At 67.3% G+C, this 16,393-nt stretch carries 14 protein-coding genes; 1 reads left to right on the top strand and 13 read right to left on the bottom strand.

All coding sequences use genetic code 11. The annotated features are described in order from the left end of the window. Window positions 1–4 precede the first annotated feature (4 nt). Entirely contained in the window at window positions 5–313 is a 309-nt protein-coding gene (gene rpsJ / locus VPH61_RS06110) for a 30S ribosomal protein S10 (protein WP_017201594.1), read from the bottom strand. Between the two features lie 502 nt (window positions 314–815). Here rpsJ and VPH61_RS06105 point away from each other — a divergent pair. Then, window positions 816–1,265 (top strand): OsmC family protein, encoded by a 450-nt coding sequence (locus tag VPH61_RS06105; protein WP_332062635.1) that lies wholly within the window; start codon window positions 816–818, stop codon window positions 1,263–1,265. Between the two features lie 15 nt (window positions 1,266–1,280). Here VPH61_RS06105 and VPH61_RS06100 read toward each other — a convergent pair whose 3' ends face one another. The 12 genes from VPH61_RS06100 to VPH61_RS06045 all read right to left on the bottom strand — a co-directional run bounded on the left by VPH61_RS06100 (window position 1,281) and on the right by VPH61_RS06045 (window position 16,376). Further along, on the bottom strand, window positions 1,281–2,495 hold the full coding sequence (locus VPH61_RS06100) for an acyltransferase family protein (protein ID WP_332062634.1): 1,215 nt from the start codon (window positions 2,493–2,495) through the stop codon (window positions 1,281–1,283). A gap of 165 nt (window positions 2,496–2,660) precedes the next feature. Continuing rightward, complete coding sequence (gene tuf / locus VPH61_RS06095; RefSeq protein ID WP_332062633.1) at window positions 2,661–3,851, bottom strand: elongation factor Tu; 1,191 nt, start codon at window positions 3,849–3,851, stop codon at window positions 2,661–2,663. Window positions 3,852–3,963: 112 nt separating this feature from the next. Further along, window positions 3,964–6,078, bottom strand: a complete 2,115-nt coding sequence (gene fusA / locus VPH61_RS06090) for an elongation factor G (RefSeq protein WP_332062632.1) — start codon at window positions 6,076–6,078, stop codon at window positions 3,964–3,966. An 84-nt stretch (window positions 6,079–6,162) separates the two neighbouring features. Further along, a complete protein-coding gene (rpsG, locus tag VPH61_RS06085) occupies window positions 6,163–6,633 on the bottom strand; it encodes a 30S ribosomal protein S7 (protein WP_056010907.1) in 471 nt (156 codons plus the stop codon). Further along, window positions 6,633–7,007 carry a 30S ribosomal protein S12 gene (gene rpsL / locus VPH61_RS06080; protein WP_022893888.1) on the bottom strand — a complete coding sequence of 125 codons (375 nt, stop codon included), beginning with the start codon at window positions 7,005–7,007 and terminating at the stop codon, window positions 6,633–6,635. The genes rpsG and rpsL overlap by 1 nt, the downstream gene beginning before the upstream one ends. Window positions 7,008–7,280: 273 nt before the next feature. After that, window positions 7,281–7,928, bottom strand: a complete 648-nt coding sequence (locus VPH61_RS06075; protein ID WP_056013135.1) for a hypothetical protein — start codon at window positions 7,926–7,928, stop codon at window positions 7,281–7,283. Between the two features lie 91 nt (window positions 7,929–8,019). After that, on the bottom strand, window positions 8,020–8,505 hold the full coding sequence (locus tag VPH61_RS06070) for a DUF6121 family protein (RefSeq protein ID WP_332062631.1): 486 nt from the start codon (window positions 8,503–8,505) through the stop codon (window positions 8,020–8,022). 29 nt (window positions 8,506–8,534) lie between these two features. Then, window positions 8,535–8,891 (bottom strand): hypothetical protein, encoded by a 357-nt coding sequence (locus VPH61_RS06065; protein WP_332062630.1) that lies wholly within the window; start codon window positions 8,889–8,891, stop codon window positions 8,535–8,537. After that, the gene (locus VPH61_RS06060; RefSeq protein WP_332062629.1) at window positions 8,891–9,760 is read right to left on the bottom strand and encodes a T6SS immunity protein Tdi1 domain-containing protein; all 870 of its coding nucleotides are present in this window, start codon (window positions 9,758–9,760) and stop codon (window positions 8,891–8,893) included. The genes VPH61_RS06065 and VPH61_RS06060 overlap by 1 nt, the downstream gene beginning before the upstream one ends. Before the next feature lie 132 nt (window positions 9,761–9,892). Further along, window positions 9,893–10,255, bottom strand: coding sequence for a hypothetical protein (locus tag VPH61_RS06055; protein WP_332062628.1), 363 nt, complete (start codon window positions 10,253–10,255; stop codon window positions 9,893–9,895). 72 nt (window positions 10,256–10,327) lie between these two features. Further along, window positions 10,328–10,612: a hypothetical protein gene (locus VPH61_RS06050; protein WP_332062627.1), complete on the bottom strand. Its 285-nt coding sequence runs from the start codon at window positions 10,610–10,612 to the stop codon at window positions 10,328–10,330. Window positions 10,613–10,616: 4 nt separating this feature from the next. Beyond that, window positions 10,617–16,376 (bottom strand): toxin glutamine deamidase domain-containing protein, encoded by a 5,760-nt coding sequence (locus tag VPH61_RS06045; RefSeq protein WP_332062626.1) that lies wholly within the window; start codon window positions 16,374–16,376, stop codon window positions 10,617–10,619. Between the last annotated feature and the right edge of the window lie 17 nt (window positions 16,377–16,393).

Below are 16,393 nucleotides of genomic sequence, written 5' to 3'. Positions count from 1 at the left end.
TACCTCAGAGCTTGATCTCGATGTTGACGTCGGCCGGCAGGTCGAGTCGCATGAGCGAGTCGACGGCCTTGGGCGTCGGGTCCACGATGTCGATGAGGCGCTTGTGGGTGCGCATCTCGAAGTGCTCGCGGCTGTCCTTGTACTTGTGGGGCGAGCGGATGACGCACACCACGTTCTTCTCCGTCGGAAGCGGCACGGGGCCGACGACCGTGGCGCCCGCGCGGGTCACCGTGTCGACGATCTTGCGCGCCGAGGTGTCGATGACCTCGTGGTCATACGACTTCAGTCGAATGCGGATCTTCTGTCCCGCCATTGCTGACTCTCTCTCTGTCAAGGCGTCTTACCCCTTCCGAGGGCATTGGACGCCGCGTAGCTACTCCGTGTGAAGCACCACTGTTCTTCTGTCAAAGGCCGGTGATCGAGCCTGTCGAAACCACCCGTCCGGATGTACCGGGGTGGTGCTCTCGACACGCTCGACCTTCGAGCCCACCGGCGCGCACGCAGACATGGTCGCCCATGGCGTTGTGTGCTTCGGATTGTCTGTTCTCCTGCCTGCGGCCTAACCTGACCCCTGTGTGAGCCCCGTTGGAACGGGGTGAACCGGGTGGTTATGCACTGCCTGACAGTGATCCGATCAGCGCGCACGAGTGCACGCGTTCGAAATGTTGAACTCATCGAGTTTGCCACACTGAGTGCCTTCATGCAACCCGGGCGTGTCGCGCTCGACGGGTTCACAGCGTTGTCGCAGACGAAGGGGCCGCGGGCCCGACGCATCCGTGGTGGAATCGAGGTGACGACCACGTCTGGAGGCGTACATGACCGAGCACGCGCATCAGGTGAGCGACCGCATCGGACCGGGCAGCGTCTCGGTCACCCGCACCGGTGAACGCACGTTCGAGGGCATGAACGAGCGCGGTTCGACGGTGCTCATCGGGCCGGCGGAGGCCGAGGGTCACTTCACGCCCGGCGAGCTGCTGAAGCTCGCCCTCGCCGGTTGCGCGGGCATGAGCGCCGACCGGGTCACCGCGCGGCGCCTCGGCGATGACTTCGCGATGACGGTGTGGGCGCACGGCACGTCCGACGGCGACAATCGCTACTCGCGCGTCGATGAGGAGCTGCTGCTCGACCTCTCCTCGCTCGATGAGGCCGAACGGGCGAAGCTCATCGAGCTCATGGTCAAGTCGATCGAGCGAGCGTGCACCGTGGCACGCAGCGTGCACGGCAGCATCGATCTCGAGACGACCATCGACGGCACGCCCGTCTGACGCGGCACCCGCCGTTCAGTCTCGACCGTCGCGCGAGCACGCGACGTTGCGCTCGGCCGCGACGCCGGGAGCGACCACTCCAGCCCCGACGACGAGTGCGATGACCACGGCCAGTGAGCCGAGCACGACCGACGGACGTGCTCGCAGGCCCTTCGACGGCGTGCGGAACGGGTCTTCGATGTACCGCTTCGAGAGTCCGGCGACGAGGAGCGACAGTGCGACGAGCAGCACCATGAGCCACGGCGGGCTCGGCATGCCGGTGAGGTACGGGGTGAACATGAAGATCGGCCAGTGCCAGAGGTAGAGCGAGTACGACACGTCCCCCATCCACTGCACCGGCGGCAATGCTGCGAGTCGGGCCGGCGACCAGGCGACTTGCGGCATGCCCGCCCAGATCACGGCGAGCGTTCCGACGACGGGCACCAGCACGATCGCACCGGGGAACACCTCATGGGCGCGGAACGTGACGATCGGCACGACGATGAGCACGAGGCCGACGGATGACACGGCTGCGCGCAGCCCGGCGAAGCCGCGAATCGGCGTCGCGGCGAGGAGCGCGAGCAGCCCGCCGACGCCGAACTCCCACGTGCGCGTGAACGTCGAGAAGTAGGCGAGGTCCGGGTCCTGCGCCGTCAGCACGATGCAGTGCACGAACGACGCTGAAGTCACCGCGCCGAGCAGCAGGAGCAGCACTCGCCGCGATCCCACTCCCCTGCGCGCTGCAACCCAGAGCGCGACGATCAGCAGCAGCGGCCAGAACAGGTAGAACTGCTCCTCGACCGAGAGCGACCAGTAGTGCTGCACAGGGGTCGACTCGAGGCCCGCGCGTCGCGGGATCTGGGAATCGACGGCGAGCTGCCAGTTCTCGTAGTACAACGCGCTGGCGACGATCTCCCTGAACCACGATCGCCACTCCCGCTGCGGCACGAGCGCGATCGTGAGCAGCGAGACCACGGCGAGCACCGTCACCGCGGCAGGCAGGATACGGCGAGCTCGCCGCAGGTAGAAGGTTCGGAGCGAGATGCGCCCCCGCTGCTCGGCGTCGCGGAGCAGGAGCCCGGTGATCAGGAATCCGGAGACGACGAAGAACACGTCCACGCCCATGTAGCCGGCCGGGGCGACGGCGGGCCAACCGTGGTGGAGCACGACCGCTCCGACGGCGAGCGCCCGAAGAGCTTGAATCTCAGGGCGAACCGTCGACCGAACGAATGGCTGGGGGGAAGCTGCCATCCATCCGAGCCTAGAACCGTCCGCCCGCCTGCGGAAGGGGTTGACTCGTGGGTACACGAAAGGGGCCGGGCCCTCGTGGGTACACGAAAGGGGCCGGGCCCCCGTGGGTACACGAAAGGGGCCGGGCCCGAAGGCCCGACCCCTGTCGGCGATCAGTAGGTGAACCTACTTGTTGATCTTGGTGACCGTTCCGGCACCCACGGTGCGTCCACCCTCACGGATGGCGAAGCCGAGGCCCTCTTCCATGGCGATGGGCTGGATCAGCTCAACGGTCATGTCGGTGGTGTCGCCGGGCATGACCATCTCGGTGCCCTCGGGCAGCGTGATGACGCCGGTGACGTCGGTGGTGCGGAAGTAGAACTGCGGGCGGTAGTTCGCGTAGAACGGGTTGTGACGCCCGCCTTCCTCCTTGGAGAGGATGTACGCGGTGCCCTCGAAGTTCGTGTGCGGGGTGACCGAGCCGGGTGCGACGACGACCTGGCCGCGCTCCACGTCTTCGCGCTTGGTGCCGCGAAGGAGCAGACCGCAGTTCTCGCCGGCCCATGCCTCGTCGAGCTGCTTGTGGAACATCTCGATGCCGGTGACCGTGGTCTTCTGCGTCGGGCGGATGCCGACGATCTCGACCTCGGAGTTGATCTTCAGCGTGCCACGCTCGGCGCGGCCCGTGACGACGGTTCCACGACCGGTGATCGTGAAGACGTCCTCGACGGGCATGAGGAACGGCTTGTCCTTGTCGCGCACGGGGTCGGGGATGTTGTTGTCCACGGCCTCCATGAGGTCGAGGATCGACTGGACCCACTTCTCGTCGCCCTCGAGAGCCTTGAGGCCCGAGACGCGAACGACGGGAGCGTCCTCGGCGAAGCCCTGGCTCGCGAGCAGCTCCGAGACCTCGAGCTCGACGAGCTCCAGGATCTCCTCGTCGTCGACCATGTCGGACTTGTTGAGCGCGACGAGCAGGTAGGGCACGCCGACCTGCTTGGCGAGCAGCACGTGCTCACGCGTCTGGGCCATCGGGCCGTCGGTCGCCGCGACCACGAGGATCGCGCCGTCCATCTGAGCCGCACCGGTGATCATGTTCTTGATGTAGTCGGCGTGACCCGGGGCGTCGACGTGCGCGTAGTGGCGCTTCGGCGTCTCGTACTCGACGTGCGAGATGTTGATCGTGATGCCGCGCTGGCGCTCTTCGGGAGCGGAGTCGATCGACGCGAAGTCGCGCTGCACGTTGGTGGCCGACGGGAACTTGTCGGCGAGCACCTTCGAGATCGCTGCGGTGAGCGTGGTCTTGCCGTGGTCGACGTGACCGATCGTTCCGATGTTGACGTGCGGCTTGGTCCGCTCGAACTTGGCCTTAGCCACTGTGGGTCCTCCTCAGGACTCGTGTAGATCCGCCGGGCGCTGGATTGCGACCGGAGGCCTACGGGGGTTGTGTTGATATGTTACGCGAACCGGAAGGTTCGTGCGTATCGGACTATTCGCCCTTGTTCTTCTGGACGATCTCGTCGGCCACAGCCTTCGGGACCTCCGCGTAGCTCTGGAACTCCATCGAGTACACCGCGCGACCAGAGGTCTTCGACCGAAGGTCGCCGATGTAACCGAACATCTCCGAGAGCGGGACGTGCGCACGCACGACCTTCACGCCTGCGGCATCCTCCATGGACTGGATCTGACCGCGACGCGAGTTCAGGTCGCCGATGACGTCGCCCATGTACTCCTCGGGAGTACGGACTTCGACGGACATCAGCGGTTCGAGCAGAACGGGGTTCGCCTTGCGAGCGGCTTCCTTGAAGCCCATCGAGCCGGCGATCTTGAACGCCATCTCCGAGGAGTCGACGTCGTGGGCCGCACCGTCGAGGATCGACGCCTTGACGCCGACCATCGGGTACCCGGCGAGGATGCCGTACTGCATGGCATCGCGGAAGCCGGCATCGATCGAGGGGATGTACTCGCGCGGGATGCGGCCACCGGTGACCTTGTTCTCGAACTCGTAGATCTTGTCGCCTTCGATCTCGAGCGGCTCGATCGCGAACTGGATCTTCGCGAACTGGCCGGATCCACCGGTCTGCTTCTTGTGGGTGTAGTCGTGCTTCTCGACCGCGCGCTTGATCGTCTCGCGGTACGCGACCTGGGGCTTGCCCACGTTGGCCTCGACGTTGAACTCGCGCTTCATGCGGTCGACCAGGATGTCGAGGTGGAGCTCGCCCATGCCCTTGATGACCGTCTGACCGGTCTCCTGGTTCTGCTCGGTGCGGAAGGTCGGGTCCTCTTCGGCGAGCTTCTGGATCGCCGTGCCGAGCTTCTCCTGGTCGGCCTTGGTCTTCGGCTCGATGGCGACCTCGATGACGGGCTCGGGGAAGGTCATCGACTCGAGGACGACCTGGTTGTTCGGGTCGCAGAGGGTGTCACCGGTGGTGGTGTCCTTCAGGCCGATCACCGCGTAGATGTTGCCGGCGGTCACCGAGTCGATCGGGATCTCCTTGTTGGCGTGCATCTGGAAGATCTTGCCGATGCGCTCCTTCTTGCCCTTGGTCGAGTTGACGACCTGGGCACCCGAGTCGAGGCGACCCGAGTAGACGCGCACGTAGGTGAGGCGACCGAAGAACGGGTGCACCGCGACCTTGAACGCGAGGGCCGTGAACGGCTCCGTCGCGTCGGCGTGACGCATGACGATCTTCTCCTCGTCGCGAGCGTCGTGCGCCTCGATGGCGGGCACGTCGAGCGGCGACGGGAGGTAGTCGATGACGGCGTCGAGCATCGGCTGCACGCCGCGGTTCTTGAACGCGGAACCGCAGAGCACGGGGTAGATCTCGGAGTTGACGGTGAGCTTGCGGATCGCGGCCTTGATCTCGGCCACGGTCAGCTCTTCGCCGCCGAAGTACTTCTCCATGAGCGCGTCGTCGGTCTCGGCGACGACCTCGAGCAGCGCGGTGCGGTACTCGGCGGCCTTGTCGACGAGGTCGGCGGGGATCTCCTCGATGGCGTACTCGGCGCCCATCTTGACGTCACCCTTTGCGTCACCGCGCCACGTGAGGGCACGCATCTCGACCAGGTCGACGACGCCCTCGAACGAGGACTCCGAACCGATCGGGAGCTGCAGCACGAGGGGCTTGGCGCCCAGGCGGCTGATGATGGTGTCGACCGTGAAGTAGAAGTCGGCGCCCAGCTTGTCCATCTTGTTGACGAAGCAGATGCGGGGCACGTCGTACTTGTCGGCCTGGCGCCAGACGGTCTCGGACTGGGGCTCGACGCCCTCCTTGCCGTCGAAGACGGCGACCGCACCATCGAGCACGCGGAGCGAACGCTCGACCTCGACCGTGAAGTCCACGTGGCCGGGGGTGTCGATGATGTTGATCTGGTTCTTGTTCCAGTAGCAGGTCACGGCGGCAGACGTGATCGTGATGCCGCGTTCCTTCTCCTGCTCCATCCAGTCGGTCGTCGAGGCACCGTCGTGGGTCTCGCCGATCTTGTGGTTGACGCCCGTGTAGAACAGGATGCGCTCGGTCGTGGTGGTCTTGCCGGCATCGATGTGCGCCATGATGCCGATGTTGCGGACCTTGTTCAGGTCGGTGAGCACGTCTTGTGCCACGAGGGTTCCTCCGGGATGTTCAGGAACGAAAAGTGTGAGGTGAGCGGATGCGGCGGCGTGCTGCCGCGGCATCCGCTCGGCCTGCTACCAGCGGTAGTGGGCGAAGGCGCGGTTCGACTCGGCCATCTTGTGGGTGTCTTCGCGGCGCTTGACCGCGGCACCCAGGCCGTTCGATGCGTCGAGGATCTCGTTGGTGAGACGCTCGGTCATCGTCTTCTCGCGACGAGCCTTGGCGTAGCTGGTGAGCCAGCGGAGGGCCAGGGTGTTGGCGCGGTGGGGCTTGACCTCGACGGGGACCTGGTAGGTCGATCCGCCGACGCGACGCGAACGCACCTCGAGCGTGGGGCGCACGTTGTCGAGCGCCTTCTTCAGGGTGGCGACGGCGTCCTGGCCGTTCTTCTCGGCGACGTTCGAGAGCGCTTCGTACACGATGCGCTGCGCGAGGTCCTTCTTGCCGTCGACGAGGATCTTGTTGACGAGCTGGCTGACGACGGGCGACCCGTAGACGGGGTCGGCGACGACGGGGCGCTTCGGAGCGGGTCCCTTACGAGGCATTACTTCTTCTCCATCTTCGCGCCGTACTTGCTGCGGCCCTGCTTGCGGTTCTTCACGGCCTGCGTGTCGAGCGCGCCGCGGACGATCTTGTAGCGCACACCGGGGAGGTCCTTGACACGACCGCCGCGGATGAGCACCATCGAGTGCTCCTGGAGGTTGTGGCCCTCACCGGGGATGTAGGCGGTGACCTCGGTGCCGTTGGAGAGCTTCACACGAGCGACCTTGCGGAGCGCGGAGTTCGGCTTCTTCGGGGTGGTGGTGTACACACGCGTGCACACGCCGCGCTGCTGGGGGTTCGCCTTCAGGGCGGGAGCCTTGGTCTTGGTGACCTTCGGCGAGCGGCCCTTGCGGACCAACTGCTGAATGGTTGGCACTGCTTCTCCTTGTTGGTGCTGCACGGTGACAGCGTTTGATGGAATTCACATCACGACCCACCGGCACCGCAGAATTGCAGCGCCTGGGTTGGTGGGTATGCCGTGGGGGCGAATCGCCCGACATGTGCGACTTGTCTCGGCCCGTTTCGCGCCGGTCTTGCAGGCACGATTCGAGCGCGCGTCAACGCGCACACCCGATCAATGGTAATGCGCCGTAACCTCGCGGTCAAATGGCGGCGGATTCAGCGGGGTCGGCCGGCACCCGACGGCCCGTCAGCTCGGCCACCCGGGCGAGTCCAGCTCGCGGTCGAGGTCGGCGAGCAGGTCCTCGATCTGGGGTTCGACGAGGCGCTCGACGGCGTTGCCGATGCGGTAGCGGTGCTGGGCGAGCTCGACGCAGATGCGACGACCGAGCTGCTTCGCGAAGTCGTCCGCGAGGCGCACCTCCTCGCGGAGCGCCTCCTTCTCTTCGGGTGTGAAGGGGCGTGGTGCGGGCTCGGCCGCCTCGGCCGCGGTATCCGCCTCGAGGCCCGACAGGGTGAAGAGGAAGGGCTGGTCGGGCACGGGCTCGGGGTCGACGTCGAGCCCCAGGAACTCGGGCTCGAGGCCTTCTCCGGCCCGGTACGGTCGGCGGGCCTTGCGCTCTTCGGCGAGCCGGATCTCACGGTGCAGCATCGGGAGGTTCCGCGCGGTGTAGTCGTCGACCGCGAGGTCGATGACCCCCTTCATGCGCATCGAGAAGGCGTGCTGCACGGGGTGCGGCACGTCGACGTCGAGGCCGGCGGCGGCGAGGATCGGCGAGCCGAAGCATCGCGTGCAGAGGCGCACGCGGGCACGATGCGTACCGGGTCGCCACCGGGGCAGCCATGCCAGCCACCGGTCGACCTCGTGGCTCACCCTGGCCTCGATCGAACCCTGCATCAGGTTCACGATACTGCGAGCGCACGCTCGGCGTCACCGAACGGCGAGCGGATGGCGCGGCGCGGTCTCGTCGACGGGTGCGCGGGTGCCGTCACTCGTTGTCGTCGTCGCGCTCCCACGGCCATCGTGGCCGCTCCATGCCGGCGCCGCGCCCGCGCGCCACGAGCACGGCGAGCGATGCCGTCAGCACGGCCAACGCCGGGATGAGCAACCCGAACCATCCGATGCCGAAGCCGAGGCCGAACAGGAGCGCCGCGAGCATCGTGCTCGACGTGCTCGCGAGCGCGTAGCCGACGACCGCGACCACGACCGCGGCGAGCCAGCTCCACACCGCCGAGAACGCGAGGCTCGGCAGCATCCGGTCGGGCCGACGAAGGGTGCGGGCGAGGGTCAGCAGCACTGCGACGACGGATGCTCCGACCGCTGCAGGGGCGACGAAGAGCCCCGCCTCGGGGTCGGTGATCACCTCGATCCCGCCGAGGAGACTTACGAACCCGTACGCGCAGACGACGAGGGCGAGATCGAGCGCCGCGGCGAACGCGGCGATCACCCAGGCATCGCGCGAGCGTTGATCCATGCTTCGAGGCTACGCCCCGAGCGCGCCGATCACTCCGCAGCCGAAGTTCCGGCCGGATCCCAGCCGGGGTAGCCGGCGCAGCCGACCGTGAGACGGATGAACCCGTCGCTCTTGTCGGTGAGGATCGCGTAGGACTTCGCCGCATCGCCCGCTTCGACGGCCTCCCTCATGTTGTCGAGGTTGCGCAGCGCCGTCGGCAGCCAGGCGAGGAACGGTCCGTCAGGCAGCCCCGACGGATCCTCCGCGATGATGCCCCGCACGCTCGCGATCGCCTGCAGCAGCTCGGGGAGGTCTTGAGTGCGATACGCCGCCGACATGCTGGTCGCGACGAGCTCGGTGACGGGCTGACGCAGTCGTTCGCACCGCTGCTCGAGAGTGTCGGCCATCAGGCGCCCCCGTCGTTCCTGTCGAGCTCGAACTTCTCGAGCGGGGTGCGCACCCCGTCACGGAAGGCACCGAGCCCGGCCTCGAAATCGACCGACGAACCGACGAACAGCACCGTCTCATCGGGCGCGACGTAGATCTTGCCGCCGCCGCGAACCGCGTGCACGAGGCAGACGCCGAGCCCGTCGGGCAGATCGATGATGTTCAGGTTCGGGTTGTCGACGAGCTTCGCGAACAGTGCACGCCCGACCGCGACGAGCGGGTTCTCGGCCGAGTCATCCGTCGCCGTCGTCGCAGGCGACCCAGCGCTCGTCTGGAGGTGCTGACGCACCGAAGGCTGGCCGACGAGCTGTGCGATCGTCGCCAGGTGCTCGTAGAGACCGCCGAGCTGGAGGTTGCCCGGGTCGGGCGAACCGCCGAGGCCGAGCAGCGGCACGTAGCCGTAGCACTGCTCGAATTCCGGCACGCCGTCACGGTTGCGCGCCTCGGGGTAGGGCTGCCATTCCCAGGCTCCGTCGCGCTCCGCCGGGTCTTCGATCAGCGCGACGAGCGCGTCGACGTCGGCGTCCTCGATGAGGTCGATCGCGCCCCAGCGCGCCTTGTAGACGAGGTAGAGCCCCTTGACGTGCACGACGAGGTCGCCGAGGGCCGTGGCGAACAGCACCGTCGATCCCTCGGGCAACTCGAACACGCCGGCGAGCATCTTCGCGGCTCGCGCCGGGTCGACGAGTCGGAAGTATCCGTCACCGACCAGACCCGCTCCATACGTGCGCCAGAGGTCGACGACCTCGGTCGGGACCGCGCCGGCGAATGCGGCGATCGTCTCGTCGGAGATGGGGGCGACCGGGTCGAAACTCCGGAACCTCGTCATGCGTGAACCTTCCTCGCGGCGGAGTGCTGAAACGGCTCGGCTCGATGCTGCGGATGGCGCGGAGCCGCCTCGGAGAGTCTACCGAGGCGTGAAGCGACGGATATGGGGAGGAGTCCCCATGCGTGCGTACGCTCAGTCCGCGTGAGCAGGGATGTCGAAGCCGAGTTCGACGAACGGGGTGACCAGCACCGTGAACTGCTCGGCGGTCAGGCGCCGGCGCGTCAGGATCGCTCGCGCCGCCGTGGAGACCACCGTGAGGGCATCAGTGTGGAGCCCGAAGAGGTGTTTGTCGAGTTCGTCGGCACGGGGAAGGAGCGCCGCTCGAATCCGATGATCGAGCTCGGAGTTCGCGCTCGCGGATGGACCCGCCGCATCGCTCGCTTCCTTGCCGCCCTCGGTCCAGAGATCGACCTGACGATCGAACGCCGCTTCGAGATCCGCCGCCGACAGAGCTGTCGCCGCGTCGACGAACTGCGTTGTCTCGGTGTCCAGCATCAGTTCGTTGCACCCGGAGTCATACGTGCGATCTTATCGAGGTCCGGACGGATGTCTCGAGCCCGGTCGTCCTCACTCGGCCGCTGCGACCGGCGTCATTCGACTGATCTTCGCGAAGTTCGGAGTGTGGAACTCCTGGCGAACCACGCCCGTTCGCTTGTCGATGAAGATCGCGAGATTGTCCCAACGGGCGAATGCCTCGACGCCGTCGACATAGAACTGCCGTGAGCCCCATACCGGTAGGTAGTCCTGTTCGTCCTCGAACCACTCGTCGGCGATGTAGAGGTCGCCCGAGATCGCGGGCGGGTGCTCGACGAAGTACTGTTCGAGCGCCTGGCGTGCTTCGTGGATCGTCATGGTCCTAGTCTCGTTCCTTCGGCTGGAACGCGCCGACCCGATTCGCATCATCCCGCTCTTCGTCGTAGTCGTCGCCCGGACCATTGGTCACAATGGTCGATCGGGAGGACGCTCCACCAGATCCGCTGGTCGGCTCGCCCGAAGGAGTGGCCGGTGCAGCAGGTGCTGCCGGAGCATTACTCGTCGGCGTGGCCAACTCGAGCTTGAACTGCACCGCTCCAGCTTCGAGCCTCAGATTCTGGTCTCGGAGCACCTGGATCTCGCCCTGCAGACGATGCGCCTCGGCGATGCTGGTCGCCGGGTCGTGCAGGATCGTCAGCCGTTCGGCGATGAGTTCGGTGTTCCGGTCGCGCCAGCGCTCGTTTGCCGCGATCTCGCGATCGATCATCTGCTGCGGCAGGGCCGAGGGATCCGCGGCGTCGCGCCAGTCGACCAGGAGCTGGTACTCCGGCTGAGTCCACGGCTTCGAGGTCTTCAGCACCTCGCTCGTGGGCACGAGGTCGTCGACCCGCATGACCAGGATGTCCTTCCACGGTGCCGACGACGTCTCGTTGAAGTGCATCGCGTCGAGATAGCCCGAGACATCGGTCTGGTTCACCTGCCCGTCGTACAGCTTCACGCCGTCGGCTTCCTTCACGACGGTGAAGATGTGTCCGCCACCGGTCTTCCAGTACCCGGCGATGAACCCGCGGCCGCCCTCGGGCCATGAGGCGGTGAGCGCATCGAGCGCCTCCCTGGCCGTCTGGCCCTGGAAGTCCCCCAGCTGCTCGAAGTCGCGACTGCTGCCATCGGTCTGCACCCAGTCGGCAGCGATGCTGTGCGGGAAGCGGCCCTCGAACGTGGGGCTGATCGCGCCCGTCGATCCGTCGACGACCGCACCCTGGACCGTCGGGCTGGCGATGACGTCGTAGCCGCGGAGGCGCAGCTCGAGTGCGTTGACAACGTAGTGACAGTTGTTCAGGAACCGCCCCTGATCGACCGTGACGCCCATTCCGTTGACGATGTGGATCGCCTGGGCGATCGGCTCGGGCGTCGTGAGATGCGGGAACGCGTCGTCGAGCACCTGGTGGTGGATCGTCTCGGGCACCCGCGGCTCCACAGAATCAGCGGAGGCGCCGTCGGCCGGAGCGGGCTCGGCGTCCGTCTCAGGCGTCGCGTCGACATCGGAACCGGGGTCGGCGTCGCCGGCATCGCCGGCGGTATCGGAACCGTTCGCGTTGTCGGTGGACGTCTCTCCCTCGGTTCCCGCATCGTTCGCGGATTCGGCGGGGTTGGTGCCCGACTCGGCAGGGTTCGTACCCGACTCGGCAGGGTTCGTACCCGACTCGGCAGGGTTCGTACCCGACTCGGCAGGGTTCGTGCCCGACTCGGCAGGGTTCGTACCCGACCCGGAGTGCTGTCCCGACATCGAGGTCGGGGCTGCACCGGTGCGCGCGGGCGCCCCTTGTCCCGTCACACCGTTCCCACTCGTCGGGGTCGTACCGGACGTCGTCGAACCGGACGGGGTCGTACCGGACGTCGTCGAACCGGACGGGTTCGAACCCGAGGCGGGCGTCGCACCGGGGGCAGATGCACCCGGTGTCGAACCCGAGCCCGCACCCGCACTCGCCGGCGAAGGAGACCCTGTCACCGGCCTCGCCGCGGTGAGCGTGCCTTGAGTGGCATTCGGATTTCCCCCGACCGAGTCGGTGGCGCCGAGATGAACGGTCAACTTGATGTGAGCGTGCAGCTTCGGGTCGATCTTGCGTACTGCGCTGGCGACATCCGTGCGGAGACCAGTGATGCGCTTTCCCCGCCAGGCCGGGCCGTGCGAGCTGTTGATCGGCGAGTGTCCAGCGCCGTCGAATCGATCCGCGCGCCCTCCAGCGATCTGGTCGGGGCCGTGAAGCACGGCGGGCGTCGTGAAGATCCTCCGGATGCCCTTGGCCGTCATTGCGTCCAGGGCGGACTGCTGCAGGGTCTTCGCCACCCGGTTCCACTTGTTGTAGAACGCGACGTTGTGCCGCCACTCGGCGATCGTCAGGGCGTTCAGGCCTTGCTGCTGGAGGCCGACTTGGCGCTGGAACTCATCCCAGTCGTGGTTGGAGTTCGACCGTTCGAAGGCGGTGACCGTGATCGGCTTCTTGAGCGAGAACGAACCATCCGTGTTCCGGACGATCGGCGAGTCGGGCAGATCCGCGAGCGCGTTGAGCTGCTGACGGATCTCGGGCGTCAGCTCGGGGATGTTGTAGCCGTTGAACGTCACTCCGGCTCCGTCGGAACCGTCGGAGGCGTGCGAGGGGTCGACCCGATTCGCAGGCGGAGTCCACTTCGGCCTCGAGGCGCTGCGGTCGCTGACGTCAGAGGAGTCATTTCCGTCGGTCGAGTCTGTCGTGGATGAACCGTCGGTTCCATCCGCCGTGGACCCATCGACCGTGGAGATCGACCCATCCACAGGCGTCGGAGTCGACCCGTCGACCGCGGCGGGCGTCGAAGACGTGCTCTGGGTCGGGGCCGTGCTCGGTGACGTCGGAGACGACGAAGTCGAAGCCGTTGACGGCGAGTTGGGCGCGCTGTGCGTCGGCGAGGTCGTCGTCGATGCGGACGACGACGAGAGCGTCGGCGATGGCGCCGTGCCGTCGGGGTTCGTCGCGTCGACGTTCGTCCCGTCGGCCGCCGGCGCCTCCGGCTTCACGGCGTTCGGCTTCGTGCCGTCGGGGTTCGTGACGCGCTCGGGCTGGATCGAGGCATCCCAGTTCGTCGCGTCCGGCTCGGCCGGCGGCCAGGGCGAGCGGCTGCCGTTCTGCGCATCGATCGACCACACGGTGTCGCCGTCGAAGTAGGCGTTGAACCAGTGACCGTCACCGGTCGACCGGTCGATGCCGACCACGCAGTGCGATCCCTCACCCATGTCGCGCAGTGTGGCGTCGATCTGCTCGGGGGTCATCGGGGTCTGCGGGTTGCCCGTGCGCGCCTCCATCTGCGACACGTCGAGCGTTCCGGTGGACGCCTCGGAACTCGAGTCGCCGTTCAGGAAGTCGTTGAGGTTCGCCGACGTGTTGCCGCAGTTCGTCGCGTACCCGTTGGCCGGGTCTGACGGGTCGTAGTTCGGGTTGATCTCGCTCAGCGCCGCATCGATCTCATCGAGCGTGCGGTCGCTGTGATTCGATCCGCCCTCGTCGGCGTCGGGCTGCTGTGCGCCGTCGTTCTCAGACGTTGCCCCGTTGTCGGAGTCCGCCCCGGAATCGGGCGTGCTCGCTTCGTTCGAACCGGCATCGTTGGCACCCGACCCGTCCGCACCCGCGTTCGAGGGGTTGCTCGAGCCATCGGCGTTCGGGCCGGCCGGCTTCGGCGCAGCCGGGGTCGATCCTCCGGGCGTGTGCGTCGGCAGGAAGCCGGGCTTGCCGAGCATGAGGGCCGCGGCTCCGGCGACGGCAGCGCCACCGGCGCCGGCAGCGGCATCAGGGGCCAAGAGGCCATCGACATCGGATGACTCGGGCGAGCTGCCCTCGTCGCCGTCACCGGGCGCGTCGGTCGAATCGGTGTCGTTCGAGTCGGTGTCAGCGGCGTTCGAATCGGTCGAGCTACCGTCGGCGTCGCCATTCGAGCCATCGCCCTTCGGGCCCGTCGACGAAGCCCCACCTGCCGCACCCGCGGTCGGCGCCTCTGAGCCGTTCGAGCCGGCGCCGTCCACTGCCGGTGCCTCGATGTCGACCGACCCACCGTTGTCAGCGGGCGTGCCACCGTTGTCGACAGGAGTGCCGCCGTTGTCAGCAGGCGTCGTCCCGGTGTCAGCCGGGGTGCCGCTGTTGTCAGCAGGCGTCGTCCCGTTGTCGACCGGCGTACCACCGTTGTCGGCAGGCGTGCCACCGTTGTCAGCAGGCGTCGTCCCATTGTCGGCAGGCGTCCCACCGTTGTCAGCCGGCGTGCCGCCGTTGTCGGCAGGCGTGCCACCGTTGTCAGCAGGCGTCGTCCCATTGTCGGCAGGCGTCCCACCGTTGTCAGCCGGCGTGCCGCCGTTGTCGACGGGCGTGGCACCGTTGTCAGCCGAGGTGCCGCCATTGTCGACGGGCGTGCCACCGTTGTCAGCCGAGGTGCCGCCATTGTCGGCAGGCGTCCCACCGTTGTCAGCAGGCGTGCCACCGTTATCCGCGGGCGTGCCGCCGTTGTCAGCAGGCGTGCCACCGTCACCGGCGCTGGTGCCCGGCATGTCGACCGATCCCGCACCGTCGCCGGAACCGGCACCGCCATCACCGCCGCCGCCCGTCGGGGCGTCCGTCGGAATATCGACCGAACCGCCACCGTCTCCGGCGCTGGTGCCCGCATCCCCTGCGCCGGGCTGCGGCGCGTCGTTCGAAATGTCGACCGAGCCCCCACTGCCCTGGTTCGACGAGCCGTCGCCGGAGCCTCCGGGCGTCGGAATACCGTCTGGAGTGGTCACACCCGAGCCCGTACCTGCGTTCGACCCTGGCTTGAGCGCGCTGAGTCCTCGGCCGGCGGCGGTCATTCCGCCGCCGAGCAGGGCGCCCAGCACCATGCCCGAGATCGGATTGAACTCGGTGTTGTTCATGCCGGCTTCGACACCGGAACTCACGAGACCGTCGGCCGCACCTGCGACTGTTTCTGCGCCGACCTCGCGCGCACCGGCCTTGACGCCGGGCCCACCCGAGCCGCCGAGGACCCGCGAAACCGGTGAGGCGATCGCACCACCCGCGAACGCGGACACGAACGCCGTGCCGACGTTCTGTTGCTGGTAACCCTCTTCGCCGGCACGCGCCGAGTTGACGTAGGTGACCGAGATCGTCGAGGCGAGCCCCGCCGTCAGGCCCTCCTTCGCGGCGCGGAGACCGCCGCGCACCACCATGCCCTTGACACCGCGGATGCCCTTGAGGAAGGTCTTGAGCCTTTGGATGAGCTGGGCGATCTTGATGCACCAGCGGACGACGGTGTGGCCGACCTTCGCGGCCGTCGCGAGTGCACCGAGGCCGGCCGTGACGACGGTGAGCAGTCCGCCGATGGCCAGTTCCGCGGCGATCTCGATCGCCATCTGCTTCAGGAACCAGCCGAGCTCCTCGCGCATCTGGCGCAGCTGGGTGCGGAAGTCCCGAATCCACTGCTCCATCGCGTCGGCGCTCTGACGGAGCTCACCGAGGCCGGTCGACATGCTCGTGCGGCAGGCCAGCATCGAAGCCTTCTGCGGACCGGGCAACGTCGCCGAGTTCACGTTCGTGAAGCTCGAGGCAACGCTGGTGCGGGCCGAGGTGATGCTGGAGGAGAAGTTGCCCCAGGCGTCGGCCGCGGTCTGCAGCTTGTCTTCATCGCCAGTGGGGATGACGACGCCGACCTGGGCGAGACCCCACTCGAGAATCTCCTGGAACTCTCCGAGCGGACCGGGCCACCCCGGACCGAGTGCGTTGGACGGGTTCGCCTTCGAGTTGTCGATGCGTGCGGTCGCCTCGGCCGGCCGGGCGGTCTCCGGGTCGAGCCCGGCACCCGGCTTCTGCGCCGCGTCGTAGGCGCGGGCCGTGTTCGAGAGCGCAGCGTCGAGGATGCGCAAGGCATTGCCGTGCGACGTGACGGCGTCGATCGTCGGACCGGCGAGCTGGTCGTATCCCTCGGAACCCTCGCAGAACTCCTCTGCGGCGTTGTCGTCGCCCGCCATGCCGCTGCAGCCATTGAGCTGCGAGAGCAGCGTGGTCACCGCACTGTCGAGCATCGTGGCGATGCTGTAGAGGTCATCACCGTCTTGCACGAGACGTGCAGGATCCAGCTTCACCTGGGTCATCAGGAGTCCTATCCGAG

The organism is Agromyces sp. CCNWLW203 (assembly GCF_036576125.1).
Lineage (GTDB): Bacteria > Actinomycetota > Actinomycetes > Actinomycetales > Microbacteriaceae > Agromyces.
This window is presented reverse-complemented; position numbering and strand designations above follow the sequence as displayed.